Source organism: Pseudomonas sp. RC10 (genome assembly GCF_038397775.1).
GTDB lineage: Bacteria > Pseudomonadota > Gammaproteobacteria > Pseudomonadales > Pseudomonadaceae > Aquipseudomonas > Aquipseudomonas bambusae.
The window spans coordinates 657,825-674,347 of record NZ_CP151650.1 but is presented as its reverse complement, the minus strand read 5'-3'; the positions used below and the strand labels follow the sequence as shown (position 1 = coordinate 674,347).

General features: G+C 59.4%; 14 protein-coding genes and 1 tRNA gene. 9 read left to right on the top strand and 6 right to left on the bottom strand.

The window, feature by feature from the left end:
* Positions 1-2: 2 nt before the first annotated feature.
* The 3 genes from AAEO81_RS03010 (at position 3) to AAEO81_RS03000 (ending at position 1,848) form a co-directional block, all read left to right on the top strand.
* Positions 3-79: transfer RNA gene (locus AAEO81_RS03010), tRNA-Ile, on the top strand.
* Positions 80-191: 112 nt separating this feature from the next.
* Positions 192-767, top strand: a complete 576-nt coding sequence (locus tag AAEO81_RS03005) for a YniB family protein (protein WP_341961528.1) — start codon at positions 192-194, stop codon at positions 765-767.
* A gap of 34 nt (positions 768-801) precedes the next feature.
* Positions 802-1,848, top strand: coding sequence for an FUSC family protein (locus AAEO81_RS03000; RefSeq protein ID WP_341961527.1), 1,047 nt, complete (start codon positions 802-804; stop codon positions 1,846-1,848).
* 210 nt (positions 1,849-2,058) lie between these two features.
* Here AAEO81_RS03000 and ppk2 read toward each other — a convergent pair whose 3' ends face one another.
* From ppk2 to AAEO81_RS02970, 6 genes are all read right to left on the bottom strand, one after another.
* Entirely contained in the window at positions 2,059-2,970 is a 912-nt protein-coding gene (gene ppk2, locus AAEO81_RS02995) for a polyphosphate kinase 2 (RefSeq protein ID WP_341961526.1), read from the bottom strand.
* Between the two features lie 165 nt (positions 2,971-3,135).
* A complete protein-coding gene (locus AAEO81_RS02990; protein WP_341961525.1) occupies positions 3,136-3,906 on the bottom strand; it encodes a DeoR/GlpR family DNA-binding transcription regulator in 771 nt (256 codons plus the stop codon).
* A 53-nt stretch (positions 3,907-3,959) separates the two neighbouring features.
* Positions 3,960-4,961 (bottom strand): 4-hydroxythreonine-4-phosphate dehydrogenase PdxA, encoded by a 1,002-nt coding sequence (gene pdxA / locus AAEO81_RS02985; protein WP_166595621.1) that lies wholly within the window; start codon positions 4,959-4,961, stop codon positions 3,960-3,962.
* Positions 4,958-6,250, bottom strand: a complete 1,293-nt coding sequence (locus tag AAEO81_RS02980) for a four-carbon acid sugar kinase family protein (protein WP_341961523.1) — start codon at positions 6,248-6,250, stop codon at positions 4,958-4,960. The genes pdxA and AAEO81_RS02980 overlap by 4 nt, the downstream gene beginning before the upstream one ends.
* Positions 6,247-7,251 (bottom strand): 2-keto-3-deoxygluconate permease, encoded by a 1,005-nt coding sequence (locus AAEO81_RS02975; protein ID WP_341961521.1) that lies wholly within the window; start codon positions 7,249-7,251, stop codon positions 6,247-6,249. Before AAEO81_RS02975 ends, AAEO81_RS02980 begins: the two co-directional genes overlap by 4 nt.
* 172 nt (positions 7,252-7,423) lie before the next feature.
* Positions 7,424-8,044 carry a cupin domain-containing protein gene (locus AAEO81_RS02970; protein ID WP_341961520.1) on the bottom strand — a complete coding sequence of 207 codons (621 nt, stop codon included), beginning with the start codon at positions 8,042-8,044 and terminating at the stop codon, positions 7,424-7,426.
* A 398-nt stretch (positions 8,045-8,442) separates the two neighbouring features.
* Between AAEO81_RS02970 and AAEO81_RS02965 the strand changes: the two genes are divergently transcribed.
* From AAEO81_RS02965 to pqqF, 6 genes are all read left to right on the top strand, one after another.
* Positions 8,443-9,480 (top strand): ABC transporter substrate-binding protein, encoded by a 1,038-nt coding sequence (locus AAEO81_RS02965; protein WP_341961519.1) that lies wholly within the window; start codon positions 8,443-8,445, stop codon positions 9,478-9,480.
* Between the two features lie 32 nt (positions 9,481-9,512).
* Entirely contained in the window at positions 9,513-10,280 is a 768-nt protein-coding gene (locus AAEO81_RS02960; protein ID WP_341961517.1) for a class II aldolase/adducin family protein, read from the top strand.
* Positions 10,281-10,574: 294 nt separating this feature from the next.
* Positions 10,575-11,036, top strand: a complete 462-nt coding sequence (locus AAEO81_RS02955; protein ID WP_341961515.1) for an Lrp/AsnC family transcriptional regulator — start codon at positions 10,575-10,577, stop codon at positions 11,034-11,036.
* A gap of 132 nt (positions 11,037-11,168) precedes the next feature.
* Positions 11,169-12,863 (top strand): NAD(P)/FAD-dependent oxidoreductase, encoded by a 1,695-nt coding sequence (locus AAEO81_RS02950; RefSeq protein ID WP_166595627.1) that lies wholly within the window; start codon positions 11,169-11,171, stop codon positions 12,861-12,863.
* Between the two features lie 10 nt (positions 12,864-12,873).
* Positions 12,874-13,674, top strand: coding sequence for a carbon-nitrogen hydrolase family protein (locus tag AAEO81_RS02945; protein WP_341961514.1), 801 nt, complete (start codon positions 12,874-12,876; stop codon positions 13,672-13,674).
* Between the two features lie 269 nt (positions 13,675-13,943).
* Positions 13,944-16,379 (top strand): pyrroloquinoline quinone biosynthesis protein PqqF, encoded by a 2,436-nt coding sequence (gene pqqF / locus AAEO81_RS02940; protein ID WP_341961512.1) that lies wholly within the window; start codon positions 13,944-13,946, stop codon positions 16,377-16,379.
* Positions 16,380-16,523 lie beyond the last annotated feature (144 nt).

The following is a 16,523-nucleotide window of genomic DNA, read 5'->3' as shown; positions in this document are numbered from 1 at the left end:
GAGGGCCTATAGCTCAGTTGGTTAGAGCAGAGGACTCATAATCCTTTGGTCCACGGTTCGAGTCCGTGTGGGCCCACCACCTTCAAAAGCCGCGCATTGCGCGGCTTTTTTATTGCCGAGGAAGCTATCCCACCTGATCGCTCGCAGGATGCGAAAACACTGAGTTTTTATGAACACAAGGACATGACGAAATGACAGTTTGGGAAGCAATGAAGAAGTCGCGCCGCATGAAGTGGCTGGGCCTGGCGGTGATGCTGATCGGATTCACTCAACTGCTGATGGCAGCAGTGCTCTCGATTTACGATTTTGGGGAGCAGCTTAAGGCTTCATTTCTCAACGGTCTGGGATACGAACTGCAGAATCTGAGCTTGATCGTGTACCGAGCCACAAGTTTTCTGCAGGTTTTGTGGGACGCGACACCGCGTCTGGACGTCAATCAACCCTTGACCCTGGACACGCTGATGCTCGTCGGAATCATGGTCATCATTGCAACAGGGGCTTACATCCGCGGAGCTGGCATACAGCTTTCTAATGACATTGCTGCGATCCGGAAGAAGGCGAGGGACGAGCTTTGGTTACGTTCGATGCTCCCTCCAGAACGGGCGACTGCCGTCATCAACCAGCCCGCAAGCGTCACGGTGCTGTCGCTGCAGATGCCACCTGGCGAGATCAAGAACTGGTGGGAGCGTCCGCTCGGGATCATTCTCATAGGCTTGGCGAGCACGTACATTGCAGCGTTACTCACCCGAATTTCCGGCCTGACGTGAGGATAGATTCACGCCCGCTGAGGTCTGTAATCCCATGAACGCACCTTCCCTCCCCCTGTTCTTGCGCCGCCTCCTCCGTCCACTTCTGGACCCTTACCGCCGTTACCGCCACGCGCGCTACATTCACGCGGGTCGCATTGTCGTCGGCCTCTTGGTCTCGATTCTGCTCACCACCGGCATCCATCTGCCCCACGGCGAGTGGGCGTCGGTGACGATGTTGATTGTGATCGGCGGCCTCCAGCATCACGGCAATATCGGCAAGAAGTCGGTGGAGCGGGCGTACGGGACGCTGATTGGTGCGGCGTTGGGATTGGCGGTGGTGGCGCAGGAGAATTACCTGGGCATGCCGCTGCTGACGTACGTGATCATGTCGTTGATTTGCGGGTTCTTCGCGTATCACGCGATTGGCAAGGGCGGGTACACGGCGCTGTTGTCGGCAATCACGCTGTTTATCGTCGCGGGGCATGGCGATAACCCGATTACAGACGGGCTGTGGCGGACGGTGGATATTCTGATCGGGATCGTTTTGGCGCTGGCGTTCTCTTTCGCGTTGCCGCTCTATGCGGTGTATTCGTGGCGGTACAACCTGGCCAGCGGTTTGCGGGATTGCGCGAAGGTGTATGAGCGTATCAGCAGTGGCCAGTCGATTGCGGCGGACGAGCATTTGAAGCTGATGGCCCGGCTCAACGCGACGATGTTGCAGTTACGCTCGCTGATGCCATCGGTGTCGAAGGAAGTGAAGATATCGCTGGTTGAACTGGACGCCATTCAGGGGCATTTCCGGATGTGCCTGAGCACGCTGGAGATCCTTTCCAACCTCAGGCCGGCGGACCTGGGGAATGTGGGAATGAGCGCTGAGCAGCGTCGGATTCGGCGCATGTTGATCGGCATGGCGAGGGCGTTGCAAAGCGGTGCTACTGAGCGTCTGGCGCGGCCAAGCGAGTCGTTGGCGGTCGGACCGGAGGCGCCTGCGGTGTCGGCGGACGTGCTGGGGTATCAGTTGATGAATCGACAGCTCGCGCTGAACATCGAAGGGCTGCAGCAACGGCTGGCGAAGACGGCGAAGAAGTGGAAGATCTGACCGTGAACGCGAGAAATTTCCGCCGTCACTACTTGCTGTCGACGCCCAACCCGAGGGAGCCGGCTTGCTGCGGGCCGCGATCGGACGAATGGGTTGTATCAGGCAATAAATGTGTCTTTGACCCACCGCATTCGCCAGCAAGCCGGCTCCTACAAGAGGAGCGGCTGACTGGAAAAAGGTCGGCCGAAAGCACCGCCGATTGATGAGCACTCAATAAACCGACGGGACCACCATGTCACGCGGCACCGGCGCACGCAGGTAGTTGGCGTTGTATTCGCGCTCTGGCAGCAAGATCTGCGGCGACTCCACTTCGCCGCGCGGGATTTGCTCCAGTAAGTGATGGATGCAGTTCAGACGCGCGCGCTTCTTGTCATCTGCCTCCACGATCCACCAGGGTGCGACGTCGGTGTGCGAGCGCGTCAGCATTTCTTCCTTGGCGCGGGTGTAGTCTTCCCAGCGACGGCGGGATTCCAGGTCCATCGGCGACAGTTTCCACTGTTTCAGCGGATCGTGGATGCGCATCAGAAAGCGGCGATATTGCTCGTCGTCGGTGATCGAGAACCAGTATTTGATGAGGATGATGCCCGAGCGCACGAGCATTTTTTCGAACTCGGGAACGGTGCGGAAAAACTCCTCGTACTCGTCGTTGTTGCAGAACCCCATGACACGCTCGACGCCTGCGCGGTTGTACCAACTGCGGTCGAACAGGACCATTTCGCCCGCGGCTGGCAGGTGCGAAACGTAGCGCTGGAAATACCACTGCGTGCGCTCGCGTTCGCTCGGGGCGGTCAACGCTGCCACTCGGCAGACCCGTGGGTTAAGGCGCTGGGTGATGCGTTTGATAGCGCCGCCCTTGCCCGCCGCGTCGCGGCCTTCGAACAATACGACGACTTTGAGCTTTTGGCTGACGACCCAATCCTGGAGCTTCACCAACTCGCCTTGCAGACGCAGCAGTTCGCGGAAATACACGCGTCGATCAATGCCTTTCGGCACTTCCTCGCCCAGATCGGACAGCAGGCCATCCAGGCGCGCGTCGTCGTATTCCATCTCCAGCTCTTCGTCGAAGCTGTCGAGGATGTCGGCTTGGATGTAGCGGGCGGTTTCTGATAGATCCAGAGTCATGACAGAGCTCCCGGCGTGGATTTGAAGGGTCAGGGACCGAATTTAGGCACGCCGGGGGTGACAGCTGAATGACAACGCGGTGACAACGGGGAAAAGTCCTACAAATAGGGGTTGAACGAGCTACACAACCTTAAGCAAGACAGCTCCCTCAGAGGCATCACGCGCTCAATTGCCTGCGGTTTCCACCGTGATCTGTTGCACCGCTCTGAACGGCGCCAGCAACGACTCATCCGCCTCGGCCGCCGTGATCAGCGTCCACTCCCGTTCGATGGGCGTCCAGTGTTGCTGGCGCGCGCGGCCAAGTTTGTCGGCGTCAGCAAGAACGAAAACCTGCGCGGCGCGTTTGATGATGCATTCCTTGAGATAGGCCTGCTGATCGCTGGCTTCACACAGACCGAATTCAGCGACCACGCCATCCGCCCCCATGAACGCTTTGTCGACGCTCAAACGGCTGAGTGTCAGCTCGGCGAGTGGGCCAAGCGTGCTCATGCTTGAACCGCGCAAATCACCCCCGATCAACGTCAAACGAATGCCTGACGCATTGGCGAGGGTCATCACGGCCAGTAGATTATTGGTGACGACGTGCACGTTTTGCCGCGAGCACAAGTGCAACGCCAACGCCGCGCACGTGGTGCCGCCATCGAGCAGCACGGTGTCGCCATCCTGGACATGCATCGCCGCTGCCTTGGCAATGGCGTCTTTCTGATCGCGCTGCGCAGACTTGCGCTCGTCGAGGGAGGCTTCCGGCTCATGCACGCCAATCAGCGCGGTCGCACCGCCGTGGGTGCGAACCAAATGCCGCTGCTTGGCGAGCATGGTCAGGTCGCGGCGCACGGTCGCTTCCGACACCCCCAAAGCCGCGCTCAACTGCTCGACATTGGTGTCGCGAGCGCGGACCAATTCGAGAATGGCGCGATGACGGTCGGTGGCTTTCATGGGCGGCCTCGTTGCGGAAAGGCCGTGATCTTACACGACCGCGCCGTCATGCCTCACCCCCGACGGGTCGCCAGTTCAGCGCCCTGACGCAGCGCTTCCAGCAAGCTGCGCTCGTCGGCGATGCCCTTACCGGCGATGTCGAATGCGGTGCCGTGATCCACGGACGTGCGAATCACTTCCAGACCCACGGTCACGTTGACGCCCGCTTCCAGCCCCAGCACTTTCACCGGACCGTGGCCCTGATCGTGATACATCGCCACCACGAGGTCGAAATCGCCACGACCGGCGCGGAAGAACAGCGTGTCAGCAGGCAACGGGCCAGTGACGTCCAGACCTTGCTCTTGCAGCAACTTCACGGCCGGAATGATCTTCTCTTCTTCCTCGCCGTAACCGAACAGGCCGTTCTCGCCCGCGTGAGGGTTGATGCCGCACACGCCGATGCGTGGCTTGGCGATGCCGGCCTTGATCAACGTCGCGTTGCCGCGTTCGATCGTGCGCTGAACCAGACCCGGCTCGATCTTGCGAATCGCGTCGATGATGCCGATGTGAGTGGTGACGTGAATGACGCGCAGGTGCGGCGCAACGAGCATCATCGACACTTCGTCGACGTTGGTCAGATGCGCGAGCATCTCGGTGTGGCCCGGGTATTTGTGGCCACCGGCGTGCAGCGCTTCTTTATTAAGCGGCGCGGTGCAGATCGCGTCGATCTGCCCGGCTTCGGCCAGTTGAACGGCGCGGGCAATGTACTGAAACGCAGCGTCACCGGCAATCGGCGATAACTGGCCGAACGGCAGGCCAGTCGGGATCAGGTTGAGGTCGATGCAGTCGATGGTTCCCGGCTGGTATTGCGCTTCGGCCGCTTCTTTGATGCGACGCACCTTCACGCTGCCTTTGACGATCTCGTTGGCCAATTCCAGACGCCCGGCATCGCCGATCACCAGCGGGCGGCATTGCTGGTACACCACGTCGTGAACGAGGCTTTTGACGATGATTTCCGGGCCAACGCCAGTCGCGTCGCCCATGGTGATGCCAATGATGGGCAAATAGTTACTCATGATGTTTTACCTTGTGAAGCAGGAATCGGGACAGGTTCTGCGCTGTAGCGCGCAGGTTCTACAGCGTTATTCATGTGCAGCCAGGCCGCGTACAACGCATGGTCGGTGCCGAACGCACCGGCTTTGGTGACCACGCCAGGGCGGTGGCCTTCGCGGGTTGAAATGGGATGGCCAAACGCGACACCCGCTTCGATTTCACACAGCAATTGCAGGCTGCCGATGCCCACGGCGCCGAGCATGGCGCGGGCTGTTTCGCCACCTGTCGCCACCAGCCCCCCGACATGGGCGAAATGCGGACGGACCATGGCGGCCAGCTGGGTCGAGAGTTGAGCGCCTTCAGCAGGGTTGAACGCGTCGTCGCGGCCAATGCGCAGCAACAAATCGTCGCCGCCGCGCAGATATGCACGAATACGCAGTTCCCAACCCGCCCAATCGGGGTGGGAGGCGCCTTGCCGCAGAACCGCAGGCGGCACCACAAGTTCGCCAATACCTGCGCGCTCTTTCAACAAGGCGCATTGCCGCTCCGAAACGCTCGACAAGCTGCCGACCAGCACCAGCGTCGGCGCGTATTTTTCACGCGGCGCCGTGGATGTCCGGGGCGGCGCCGATAACAGATCCGGCAGCCCCGCCAGCTCGCGGGCCAGTCCTCCAGAACCCACCCAAAACAGTGGCTCACTCATCTGAGCGGTTACCACGGCGAGGGTGTGCAGGTCTTTCGTGGTTTCGGCATCAATAATCAGCGCGTTGGTATCGCTGCGGGCCATTTCGGCGATGTGTTGCGCCAGCGCAGCTGCATCACCGCGCAGTATGTCCAAGGAGAGCTTAGCGACACTCAGACCGGCATCGCTCAGCATCGATGTAATGTCCGCCGAGCGATCGGCGTGTTCGAGCTTCCAGGTGTCGGTGGTTTCAAGCGACTGACCGTTGACCAGCACCTGGCCGCACAATGTTGTGCGGCCGGTGGCAGGAAACGCTGGGGCGATGATGGCCAGCCCGGCCTGCGGTTGTAGTGCCGCCACTTCCGCCGCCCAGTTGCCGCGCAGGGTCGAGTCGATTTTCTTGTACAGCCGTTGACCGGGTTTGCGCAGGGTCTGCCATGCCGTCAACGTGCGTTCGCCCGCTTGGGCTATCGACAACCTACGGGTGTCGGTGTCGATGGCAACCACGCTCGCGTCGCCCGTGTCGTGGGATGCATCAAGGGTCACCACCGTGCTCAATCCGGCACCGGCGAAGGCGATCGCGCAATCCGCCGCACCCGACAGGTCATCGGCGATGATCAGCAATGTCATCGAACGACCTCCCGCTCCGCGTTCACGCCCACTGTCTTTGCAGCGTGACGCTCTTTGTAGCGTTTGGCGACAGAGGCCGTAAGAATCGGCGACAGAACAGCGGTGACCACGACGCACGCGGCGACCAGCAACGTCGCAGAGTTGGCGGCCTCGGTGTAAACCGGGTTTGCAGCTGCCACCAGCGCAGGCACCGCCGCAGCGTTGCCCGCCGTGTTCGCGGCGGCAACCCCGGCCACGCCTGTACCACCCGACACGCGGTCAGCGAAATACAACGGAATGCCGGTCAGCACCACGACCGCCAGGCCGAGGCCGATGCCCAACAGGCCAGCTTGCCAGACCTTGTGCAGGTCCAGGCTCGCGCCCAACGCCAAGGCGAAGAACGGAATCATCACCGGCACGGCCTTGGCCAGGAAGTCACGCATCTCGCGGTCGAGATTGCCCAGCAACATGCCGAGCAGCAACGGAAGAATCGCACCCACCAGCGTTGGCCAAGGAAACGCCGCCAGACCTGCAACACCCAGCGTCACCATGGTCAGGAACGGGCCGGACTCCAGCGACATCACTGAATACGCGCCTACATCTTCGGAGCGCCCGTATTGCCCCATCAACGCCATATAAAGGCCGCCGTTGGTGTCGTTCATCGCGGCCACTACCGCGAGGGTCGAAAGCCCGGCAAAAATGCCCGACGTAATCGGCTGTTCGCCCAGGAAGTGACCCATGATCACACCGATCACAATCGCGGTGCCGACTTTGGTGCCGAACAGCACCCCGCCTTTCTTCAGCAAGTAAGGCGTGGCTTTGATGTCGATGCTGGCGCCCATGCACACGTAGAACACCGCCAGAATCGGCAGCGAACCGGTGAACAACGCATTGGTGAACGAACCGAAGAATTTCGGCATGTCAGGGAGAAAGGTCGCGACGAGGGAGCCGATCAGCAGCGGCACGATCATCATGCCACCGGGTACTCGTTCGATACTGCGCTTGATAGGTATCTGGGCCATGGCGGGTACTCTTTGTTTTTATAGTGCGTGCGATTGGAGCATCTGAATTTGAGCGAAATGATCATCTTGGTGATCGATTTGCTCAAACGAGCTTATTCCAAGGACGCGAATTGCGCAAATCGATCAATCAAATGATCGATTTGAGCATTTCAACAAAGAGCGCCCGGAAAGATCAGTACGTTGGGGGCGTGATCACCCAGAGCACGACAGCATCGGTTTCGCCGGGGTTGCCGTAGCGATGAGGCTCGTTGCTGGAGAACCGGAAGCTGTCGCCTTCGCCAAGCTCGAAGTGTCGCTCCCCGACCCACAATTCAAACGTGCCGCTCAGCACATAGCCGACTTCCTCGCCTTCATGGGTGTAGCTGGTGCGGTTGTATGCGCCCGGCGGAAATCGCGAATGGACCATCTCGATCTGACCACTGGGGCTTGGCGTGAGGAGCTGGTCGTAGATGCCGTCGTCGTAATGGATGTTTTGTCGACTGTCTTTGCGCACCACGTACCCGGCATCGGCTTCGCTGGCCTCAGATCTGGTGGAGAAAAACCACTGAATGTTCACGCCCAGACAGCGGCCGATTTTCAGCAAGGTATCCACCGACGGGCGAGACAGGTCGCGCTCCAGTTGACTGATGTAGCCCACTGACAGCTGACTCCGTTTCGCCAGCTCGGCGAGGGTCAGCCCTTGTCGCTTGCGCAGGCCACGAATGCGCTCACCCAGAAAGCTCTCGCCAGCCGTGAGGTCATCAGCCACTGAATCCGCCGTCCTGGCGCTGTCGTTGATTTTTCCGTCGCTCATCGTGCTGCTCCGATGCCTGTGTGCTGAGTCTTCGAAACGTGGCGCAGTTTAAGCGGCTGAAGGTGAAAAAAGTCTAATCGCTGAGAGGTTCATGCCGTTAATTTTTACTCATTGTGAAAATTTATCTATTTTTTTCACTAAATAATCATTCCCATCTTCTTTTTTCAGAAAACGTGGATTAGTCTCTAGCCACGCCCGCCTCCCATCTCGCGGGTCAACAACAATAATGAAACACCCCACGCGACCGTCCATGCAGTCGTCGCGAAGTCGCAGTCCAGCGTTCCCGTTTTTCACACCATTGCCTGTTTCTATCCGTTTACCCCCTGTGCAGCAGAGGGTCGGCCTGTGTGCGCCTTCGTCTGCGAAAAAAAGAGCCTTACGGCCAAAGGAAAATGTCGATGAACAGTAAGAACCTGAAAATTGCGTGTGCGGTATTGATGCTTTCCCCCCTGTCCGCATTCGCGGCGGAAAATCTGGTCATCGTCGGCTTCGGCGGCGCGGCGCAGAAAATCCAGAACACCACTATTTTTGAACCCTTCGCCAAGAAAGCCGGTGTGGGCGTTGTGCAGACCGAATACAACGGGGAAATGGCCAAGATCAAAGTGATGGCCGAAACCGGGCATGCGGACTGGGACGTGGTTCAGGTCGAAGCGCCAGACCTTGAACGCGGGTGCGCAGAGGGGCTGTTCGAGAAGCTGGAGTGGCCAAAGCTCGCGGGCGGCCAACAATTGATCGAAGGCGCTCAGCAGGAGTGTGGCTCAGCAGCGCTGGTGTGGGGCATGCCGTTGGTGTACGCCACTGACAAAGTCAAAACCGTGCCGTCGAGCTGGGCCGATTTCTGGGACACCGAGAAATACCCCGGCAAGCGCGGCCTGCGCAAAGGCGCCATGTACACCCTCGAATACGCGCTGCTAGCGGACGGCGTCGCGCCTGCTGATGTCTACAAAGTGCTGGCCACTCCGGCTGGCGTCGATCGTGCATTCGCCAAGCTGGACAAGCTCAAGCCCTACATTCAATGGTGGGAAGCCGGATCGCAGCCGATGCAATGGCTGGCCTCGGGCGACATCGTCATGACCACCACCTTCAGCGGCCGTGGCGCAGTGGCGGCGAGCGAAGGCCTGAAAGTGGCGCCGATCTGGAAAGGCTCGCTGTACAGCATGGATTACTGGACCATCGTCAAAGGCTCGCAGCACAGAGACGCGGCGAATAAATTCATCACCTACGCCAACGACAGCGCGCCGCAGCAGGCATTCTCACAATCCATTGCCTACGGCGTGACCAACAAGGCCTTGAGCGACAAGTTGGACCCGAGCAAAGCGCCATGGATTCCGACTTCGCCACAAAACATGGCCGTGGCCGTGCCGTTGAACATCGAGTTCTGGGTCGATCATGGGGAAGAGCTTGAAGAACGTCTGAACGCCTGGCTCGCACGCTAAGCGGGCCAGCGACTGACAGCATCGGAGGAAAAATGACACACGCGTACAGCCCGCAGGAATGGCAACTTAGGCAGGAATTGGCGGCCTGCTATCGCCTGATCGCTCATTACAGGATGACCGATCTGATTTACACCCACCTGTCCCTGCGCATACCGGGGCCGGAGCATCATTTCCTGATCAACCCCTACGGGCTGATGTTCGAGGAGATCACGGCGTCGAATCTGGTGAAGATCGACCTCGACGGCAACAAAGTCGAGGCTTCTCATTACCCGGTCAACCCGGCAGGATTTGTCATTCACAGCGCGATTCACCGCGCCCGTGAAGATGCCCAATGCGTGCTGCACACGCACACCAAAGCCGGGTGCGCGGTGGCGGCGCAGGAAGCTGGCTTGCTGCCCGTGAATCAGATCTCGATGGAGTTTTATGGTCGCGTCGGTTATCACGACTACGAAGGCATTGCGCTGGACTTCAGCGAGCAGCAGCGTCTGGTTACCGACCTGGGTGACAACTCGGTGATGATCCTGCGCAACCATGGTTTGTTGACAGTCGGTAACACGGTCAAGCAAGCGTTTTTGCGGATGTATTACTTGGAGAAGGCCTGCGAGATTCAGATCGCGGCACAGGCGGGCGGCACGCTGCGATTGCCACCCGAGGACGTGCGTGTGCGTACTGAGCGGCAGTTCAACGCGCCGGGCCAAGGGGTGGCGGAAGGCGAGCTGAGCGACACGGATTCAGTCGATTTCGCCTGGGCCGCATTGCTGAGAATGCTGGACCGCGTTGCGCCGGATTACAAAAACTGACAACAGCCGACAGCCCTTCTGCAGGAGCGAATTTATTCGCGATTCGCCGGTGCGGGCGATGCAGATTCGTCGCACATGCCATCGTCTCGCGAATGAATTCGCTCCTACAGTTAGGCCGTTTTAGGCACATATCTCACGGCGCTCCCGGCCTTCTGTAGGAGCGAATTTATTCGCGATTGACCGTTGCGGGCAATGCAGATTCGTCGACTATGCCGGGCCGCTATAGGCGCAGCAGCCTGCCATCCATCCTCGGCAACGGGTAACATCACCCGCTTGCCGATGGAGATCAGCCCCTTGTCCGATTTACGCCCACCTGCCCTCGATGACGTCGACCGCCAACTGATCGCCGCGCTGCAGATCAACGCGCGCGAGCCGGTCGCCAATCTCGCCCGTCAGTTGGGCATCGCGCGCACGACCGTCACGTCACGTCTCGCGCGTCTGGAAAAGGCAAAGATCATCACCGGTTACGGCGTGCGCCTCAGTCAGCGGGTGGTGGACGGCGGCTTGCAGGCGTATGTCGGCATTACTGTTCAACCACGTTCGGGCAAAGAGGTGCTGCGTCGCTTGAGTGCGCTGGCTCAAGTGCAGCAATTGTGCGCGGTGAGTGGCGAATTCGATTACGTGGCCTGGCTGCGCACCGACTCCCCCGAACAACTGGACCAATTGCTCGACCTGATCGGCAGTGTCGATGGCGTCGAAAAGACCACAACCTCCATCATCCTCAGCAGCAAAATTGATCGTGGACAGCCGGTCTGATTCGTCATTAGGACCAACTATCTCGTCACATAGCACAAATTCTCTACAAAACGACGACACTCTGCGTCTTATTAACGTCTCAACTGTTATCTAGACTTTCCTCTTTCGCGCCACAGCCGATTAAGGTCAGCCATGAAGAACAATCGCCACCCCGCCGACGGCAAAAAACCGATCACGATTTTTGGTCCGGATTTCCCCTTTGCCTTCGACGACTGGATCGAGCATCCCGCCGGACTGGGCAGCATTCCGAGCGACAACCTCGGCAAGGAAGTGGCGATTGTCGGGGCTGGCATAGCCGGGCTGGTCGCGGCCTATGAACTGATGAAGCTGGGCCTCAAACCGGTTGTTTATGAAGCCTCGAAAATGGGCGGTCGATTGCGCTCGCAGCAGTTCGAAGGCGCCGAAGGCATCATTGCCGAACTGGGCGGCATGCGCTTTCCGGTCTCTTCCACGGCGTTCTATCACTACGTCGACAAGCTCGGCCTTGAATCCAGGCCCTTCCCTAACCCGCTGACTGCCGCGTCGGGCAGCACGGTCATCGACCTGGAAGGCACCACTCATTACGCACAGAAGCTGTCGGACTTGCCTGCGCTGTTTCAGGAAGTGGCCGACGCCTGGGCCGACGCACTGGAAGATGGCGCGCAGTTCGCCGACATTCAGCAAGCCATCCGTGATCGTGACGTGCCTCGGCTTAAAGAGCTGTGGGACAAGCTCGTGCCGCTGTGGGATGACCGCACGTTCTACGATTTCGTGGCCACCTCCAAGGCATTTGCCAAGCTGTCGTTCTACCACCGCGAAGTGTTCGGCCAGGTCGGCTTCGGCACCGGTGGGTGGGACTCCGATTTCCCGAACTCCATGTTGGAAATCTTCCGCGTGGTCATGACCAACTGCGACGATCATCAGCACCTGATTGTCGGCGGCGTCGAGCAAGTGCCGCTTGGCATCTGGCGTCATGCCCCGGAGCGATGCGCCCACTGGCCGGAAGGCACCAGCCTTTCGACTCTGCACCACGGCGCGCCACGCACTGGCGTCAAACGCATCGCCCGCGCCGCCGACGGCAAGTTCGCAGTCACCGATAACTGGGGCGACACCCGCCATTACGACGCGGTGCTGGCGACCTGCCAAAGTTGGCTGCTGACCACCCAGATCGAATGCGAAGAAACGCTGTTCTCGCAAAAGATGTGGATGGCGCTGGACCGCACGCGCTACATGCAATCGTCCAAAACCTTTGTCATGGTGGATCGTCCATTCTGGAAGGACAAAGACCCGGAAACCGGTCGCGACCTGATGAGCATGACCCTCACCGACCGCCTGACCCGTGGCACTTATCTGTTCGACAACGGCACCTACTCCAACGGCACCGAAAAGCCGGGGGTGATTTGTCTGTCGTACTCGTGGATGAGCGACGCGCTGAAAATGCTGCCGCATCCTGTGGAGAAACGCGTAAGCCTGGCCCTTGGCGCGTTGAAAAAAATCTACCCAAAGGTGGATATCGCCGCGCGCATCATCGGCGATCCGATCACCGTGTCGTGGGAAGCTGACCCGCACTTCCTCGGCGCCTTCAAGGGTGCGCTGCCGGGTCACTACCGCTACAACCAGCGGATGTACGCGCATTTCATGCAGAAGGACATGCCTGACGAACAGCGCGGCATTTTCATCGCTGGCGATGACGTGTCATGGACCCCGGCCTGGGTTGAGGGCGCAGTACAGACCTCGCTGAACGCCGTGTGGGGCATCATGACCCACTTCGGCGGCAAGACTCACGCCGAGAATCCTGGCCCCGGCGATGTGTTCCACGAAATCGGCCCGGTTGTGCTGCCAGAATAAGGAGGCCGCCATGCGCGTTGCTTTGTATCAATGCCCGCCGCTGCCGCTGGACACCAGCGGCAATCTGCAACGTCTCAACACTCAGGCGATTGAAGCGGCCGCCCAGGGTGCTGCGTTGTTGGTGTGCCCGGAGATGTTTCTCAGTGGTTACAACATCGGCGCTCAGGCAGCGCGCGCGCTCGCGCAACGCAGCGATGGCCCGGCAGCGCAGGCCATTGCGGCCATCGCTCAGGCCACCGGCGTGGCGATTCTGTATGGCTATCCTGAGTTGGGTGCCGAGGATCAGGTCTACAACGCTGTGCAGTTGATCGACGCAAAAGGTGCACGTCTCTGTAATTACCGTAAGACGCATCTCTATGGCGAGCTGGACAAGTCGATGTTCAGCGCAGGAGATGAGCACTTCCCGGTGGTGGAATTCAACGGATGGAAGCTGGGATTCCTCATCTGCTATGACGTGGAGTTTCCCGAGAACACTCGGCGCCTCGCGCTATCGGGGGCTGATCTGATTTTGGTGCCGACCGCCAACATGGCGCCTTACGACTTCGTCTGCGAAGTGACGGTTCGAGCCAGGGCATTCGAAAACCAGTGCTATCTGGTGTACGCGAATTACTGCGGCAGCGAGGGCGAGATTCAGTACTGCGGGCTGAGCAGCATCTGCGCGCCGGACGGCAAACAGGTCGGGCTGGCGGGTCTGGACGAGGCGTTGGTGATTGCGGACCTGGATCGGCAGGTGATGAGCGAATCACAAGCGATCAATACCTACTTCAAGGATCGGCGGCCAGGGTTTTATTCGGGGTTGGCGAGAGGCTGAAGCACGCCCGCTTTTCTCTGACCTATTCGCTCCTGTAGATGTTTTTGCGCCGCGAAACTTGAGCCAGACCCGGACTCAACTGTGGGAGCGAATTCATTCGCGAATATGGATCTGACGGGGGAGATGTATCGGCCACACCGGCCAATCGCGAATAAATTCGCTCCCACAGTTCAGGAGCGTGCCATCAACAAATGCGCGCCGTTCAGGTTATAGCCTTCCCAATCCGCTAGCATGACGAATCACTTTCCTACGCAATCGCGGAAGTCTTCATGCCAGTGCCCAATTCAACCACACGTCGTTCCCTGACCTTGCCCAACGGCTTGCGTGTGGCGCTGTGTTCCGCGCCGCGTCTGAAGCGTTGTGCAGCGGCATTGCGGGTGGCGGCGGGCAGTCATGATGTGCCGGCGCAATGGCCGGGGCTGGCGCACTTTCTTGAGCACCTTTTCTTCCTCGGCACCGAGCGTTTTCCCGCAGACCAGAATCTGATGGCCTACGTTCAGCGTCACGGCGGGCAGGTCAACGCCAGCACCCGCGAGCGCACCACTGACTTTTTCTTTGAGCTTGGGCCCGCCGCCTTCGCAGGTGGGCTGGAACGGCTGTGCGACATGCTCGCTCATCCGCGCATGAGCCTGGCCGATCAGATGCGTGAGCGTGAAGTGTTGCACGCAGAATTCATTGCATGGTCGCGGGATGAGGCGTCCCGCGATCAACTGAAACGTCTTCAGCCTCTGTCGCCTCTGCACCCGTTGCGTGGGTTTCACGCGGGCAATCGTTTCAGCCTGCCCGTCCCGCGTCCGATCTTTCAGCGCGCGTTGCAGGATTTCTACCGCAGGTTTTATCAGGCAGGCCAGATGACATTGAGCCTTGCCGGGCCGCAGACGGTGGACGAGTTGCAGGCGATGGTCATGGCGTTTGGCGGCTCTTTCATTGCTGGCCGTAGGATCGAACAGCAGAAACCGCCTGCACTGATGCACGAACAACCCCGTGAGTCCCAGAGCGAAGATGACCCGCGTCGGATGCATCTGATGTTTGCGTGCGAAAGCCTGTCGCAAGGGCACGAACAGGCAACGGCCTTTTTGTGCACGTGGATGAACAATGCGCAGCCAGGTGGCCTGATGGCGGTGCTGCGGGAACGGGGGCTGATCGAGTCACTGAAGGCTCAGGCCGTGTATGAGTTCGCGGGGCAGGTTTTACTCGAGATCGAGATTGCTCTAACAAACCCCATCGCGAGCAAGCTCACTCCTACAGACCGTACGCAGTCCCCTGTGGGAGTGAGCTTGCTCGCGAAAACGTCGGTGCACGCCACGCAAATCTATGACCTGATCTTCAATTGGCTGGCATTTTTCAAAGCGAATTACCACGCACTGCTCGACGAGTTCGGGCACCTGCAACAGCGCCACCTGGACGTCAGCAACGCACTCGCACTTGCACGGCATTACAGCGCTGATCACGCTCCATCGGGCCTGCAAGCCAAGACCATTGACGCGCTGCTCGATCAACTCAAGCCAAGTGCCCTGCTGCATCCGATCACGCCCACCGCTATCACTGACATCCTCTGGCACCTGCCCAGCCCGAACCCGTTCCTGCGACCTCGCGAGCCGTTTCAAACCGCTGCGTTTTTGCCACCCGCATTGACCATCAGCAATGCCCTCCCGGCAACCGGCGAGGCTACGATTTACCTGAGCTGGACGCTGCCGTCACCGCAGCCCAAGCTGCATCGCATGCTCACCGAAAGCCTCAAGCCTCTTATTGCCGACGCACAACAAGCGGGCGTCATCCTGGCTTTTGATGCGTATGGCGCTCACTGGCAACTCAAACTGGGCGGTTTCGCCGACCCTATCCCTGCCGTCCTGGAGCAAGCGCTGACACACCTCGGCGAACCGTCTGAAGAAACCCTCTCCCGTTACGGGTTGCCAGCCCATGAGCCGACGCCGATCCCGATCCGCCAGTTGCTCAAGACCTTGCCTGATCATTTTCTGAACAGCCCCATTGCTGGCGAATCACGCGACCTGCAAGGCGTCTGGTCCCAGGCACGATGGGAAGGGTTAGCCTTCGGATTCCAGCAGAATGGCCAACGCGCGTTGGCCCACGCGATGACGCGCATCCCAAGTGCTCCGAAAACCCTGGCGACGCAAACCGCCGCGCAGATGCCCGATCAACGCTGGCAAATCGAGCCGTCGGAATCGTCCGAAGATGCTGTGCTGATGTTCTATCCGACGCCCACGAACAGTATCGAAGACGAGGCGAGCTGGCGATTTCTCTCTCATCTGGTGCAGGGGCCGTTCTACCAGCGTCTGCGTGTCGAGTTGCAATTGGGCTACGCGGTATTCAGCGGTTTCCGACAGATTGCCGGGCGAGGCGGGATGCTGTTCGGCGTGCAATCCCCCAGCGCCAACGTCGGTGAGTTGGTCGAGCACATCGAAGAATTCATGAAAAACCTGCCCGCGCGGATCGAACACGCTGACCTGCCAGCACAACTGACTGCCCTTCAAGCTCAACTCGATCCAACCGGCATGGACCCTCAACAATCAGCCGAGATGCTGTGGCAGGCTCATCTGGCCGGACATGGCACCGACTATGCCGCTCGTCTGCAACATTCATTTGCACATCTTCGTCACGAGGGCCTGATTGAAGCCGCAAATCGGGTAGCGCTGTCTCAAACCCCGGTATTCAAGCTGTCAAATCGCGCCAACCCGCACGGATAGCCACTCTCCGCCGTACGATCATTGCCTGATATGCAAAAAGCTTTATCCAAACTTTCATCATTGGAGAGCTGATATTTTTAGTAACATAGCTGCCTAAGCATTTGAACGTCTCCTCTTGCAGGTGTACTAAAGATGTACCCACCC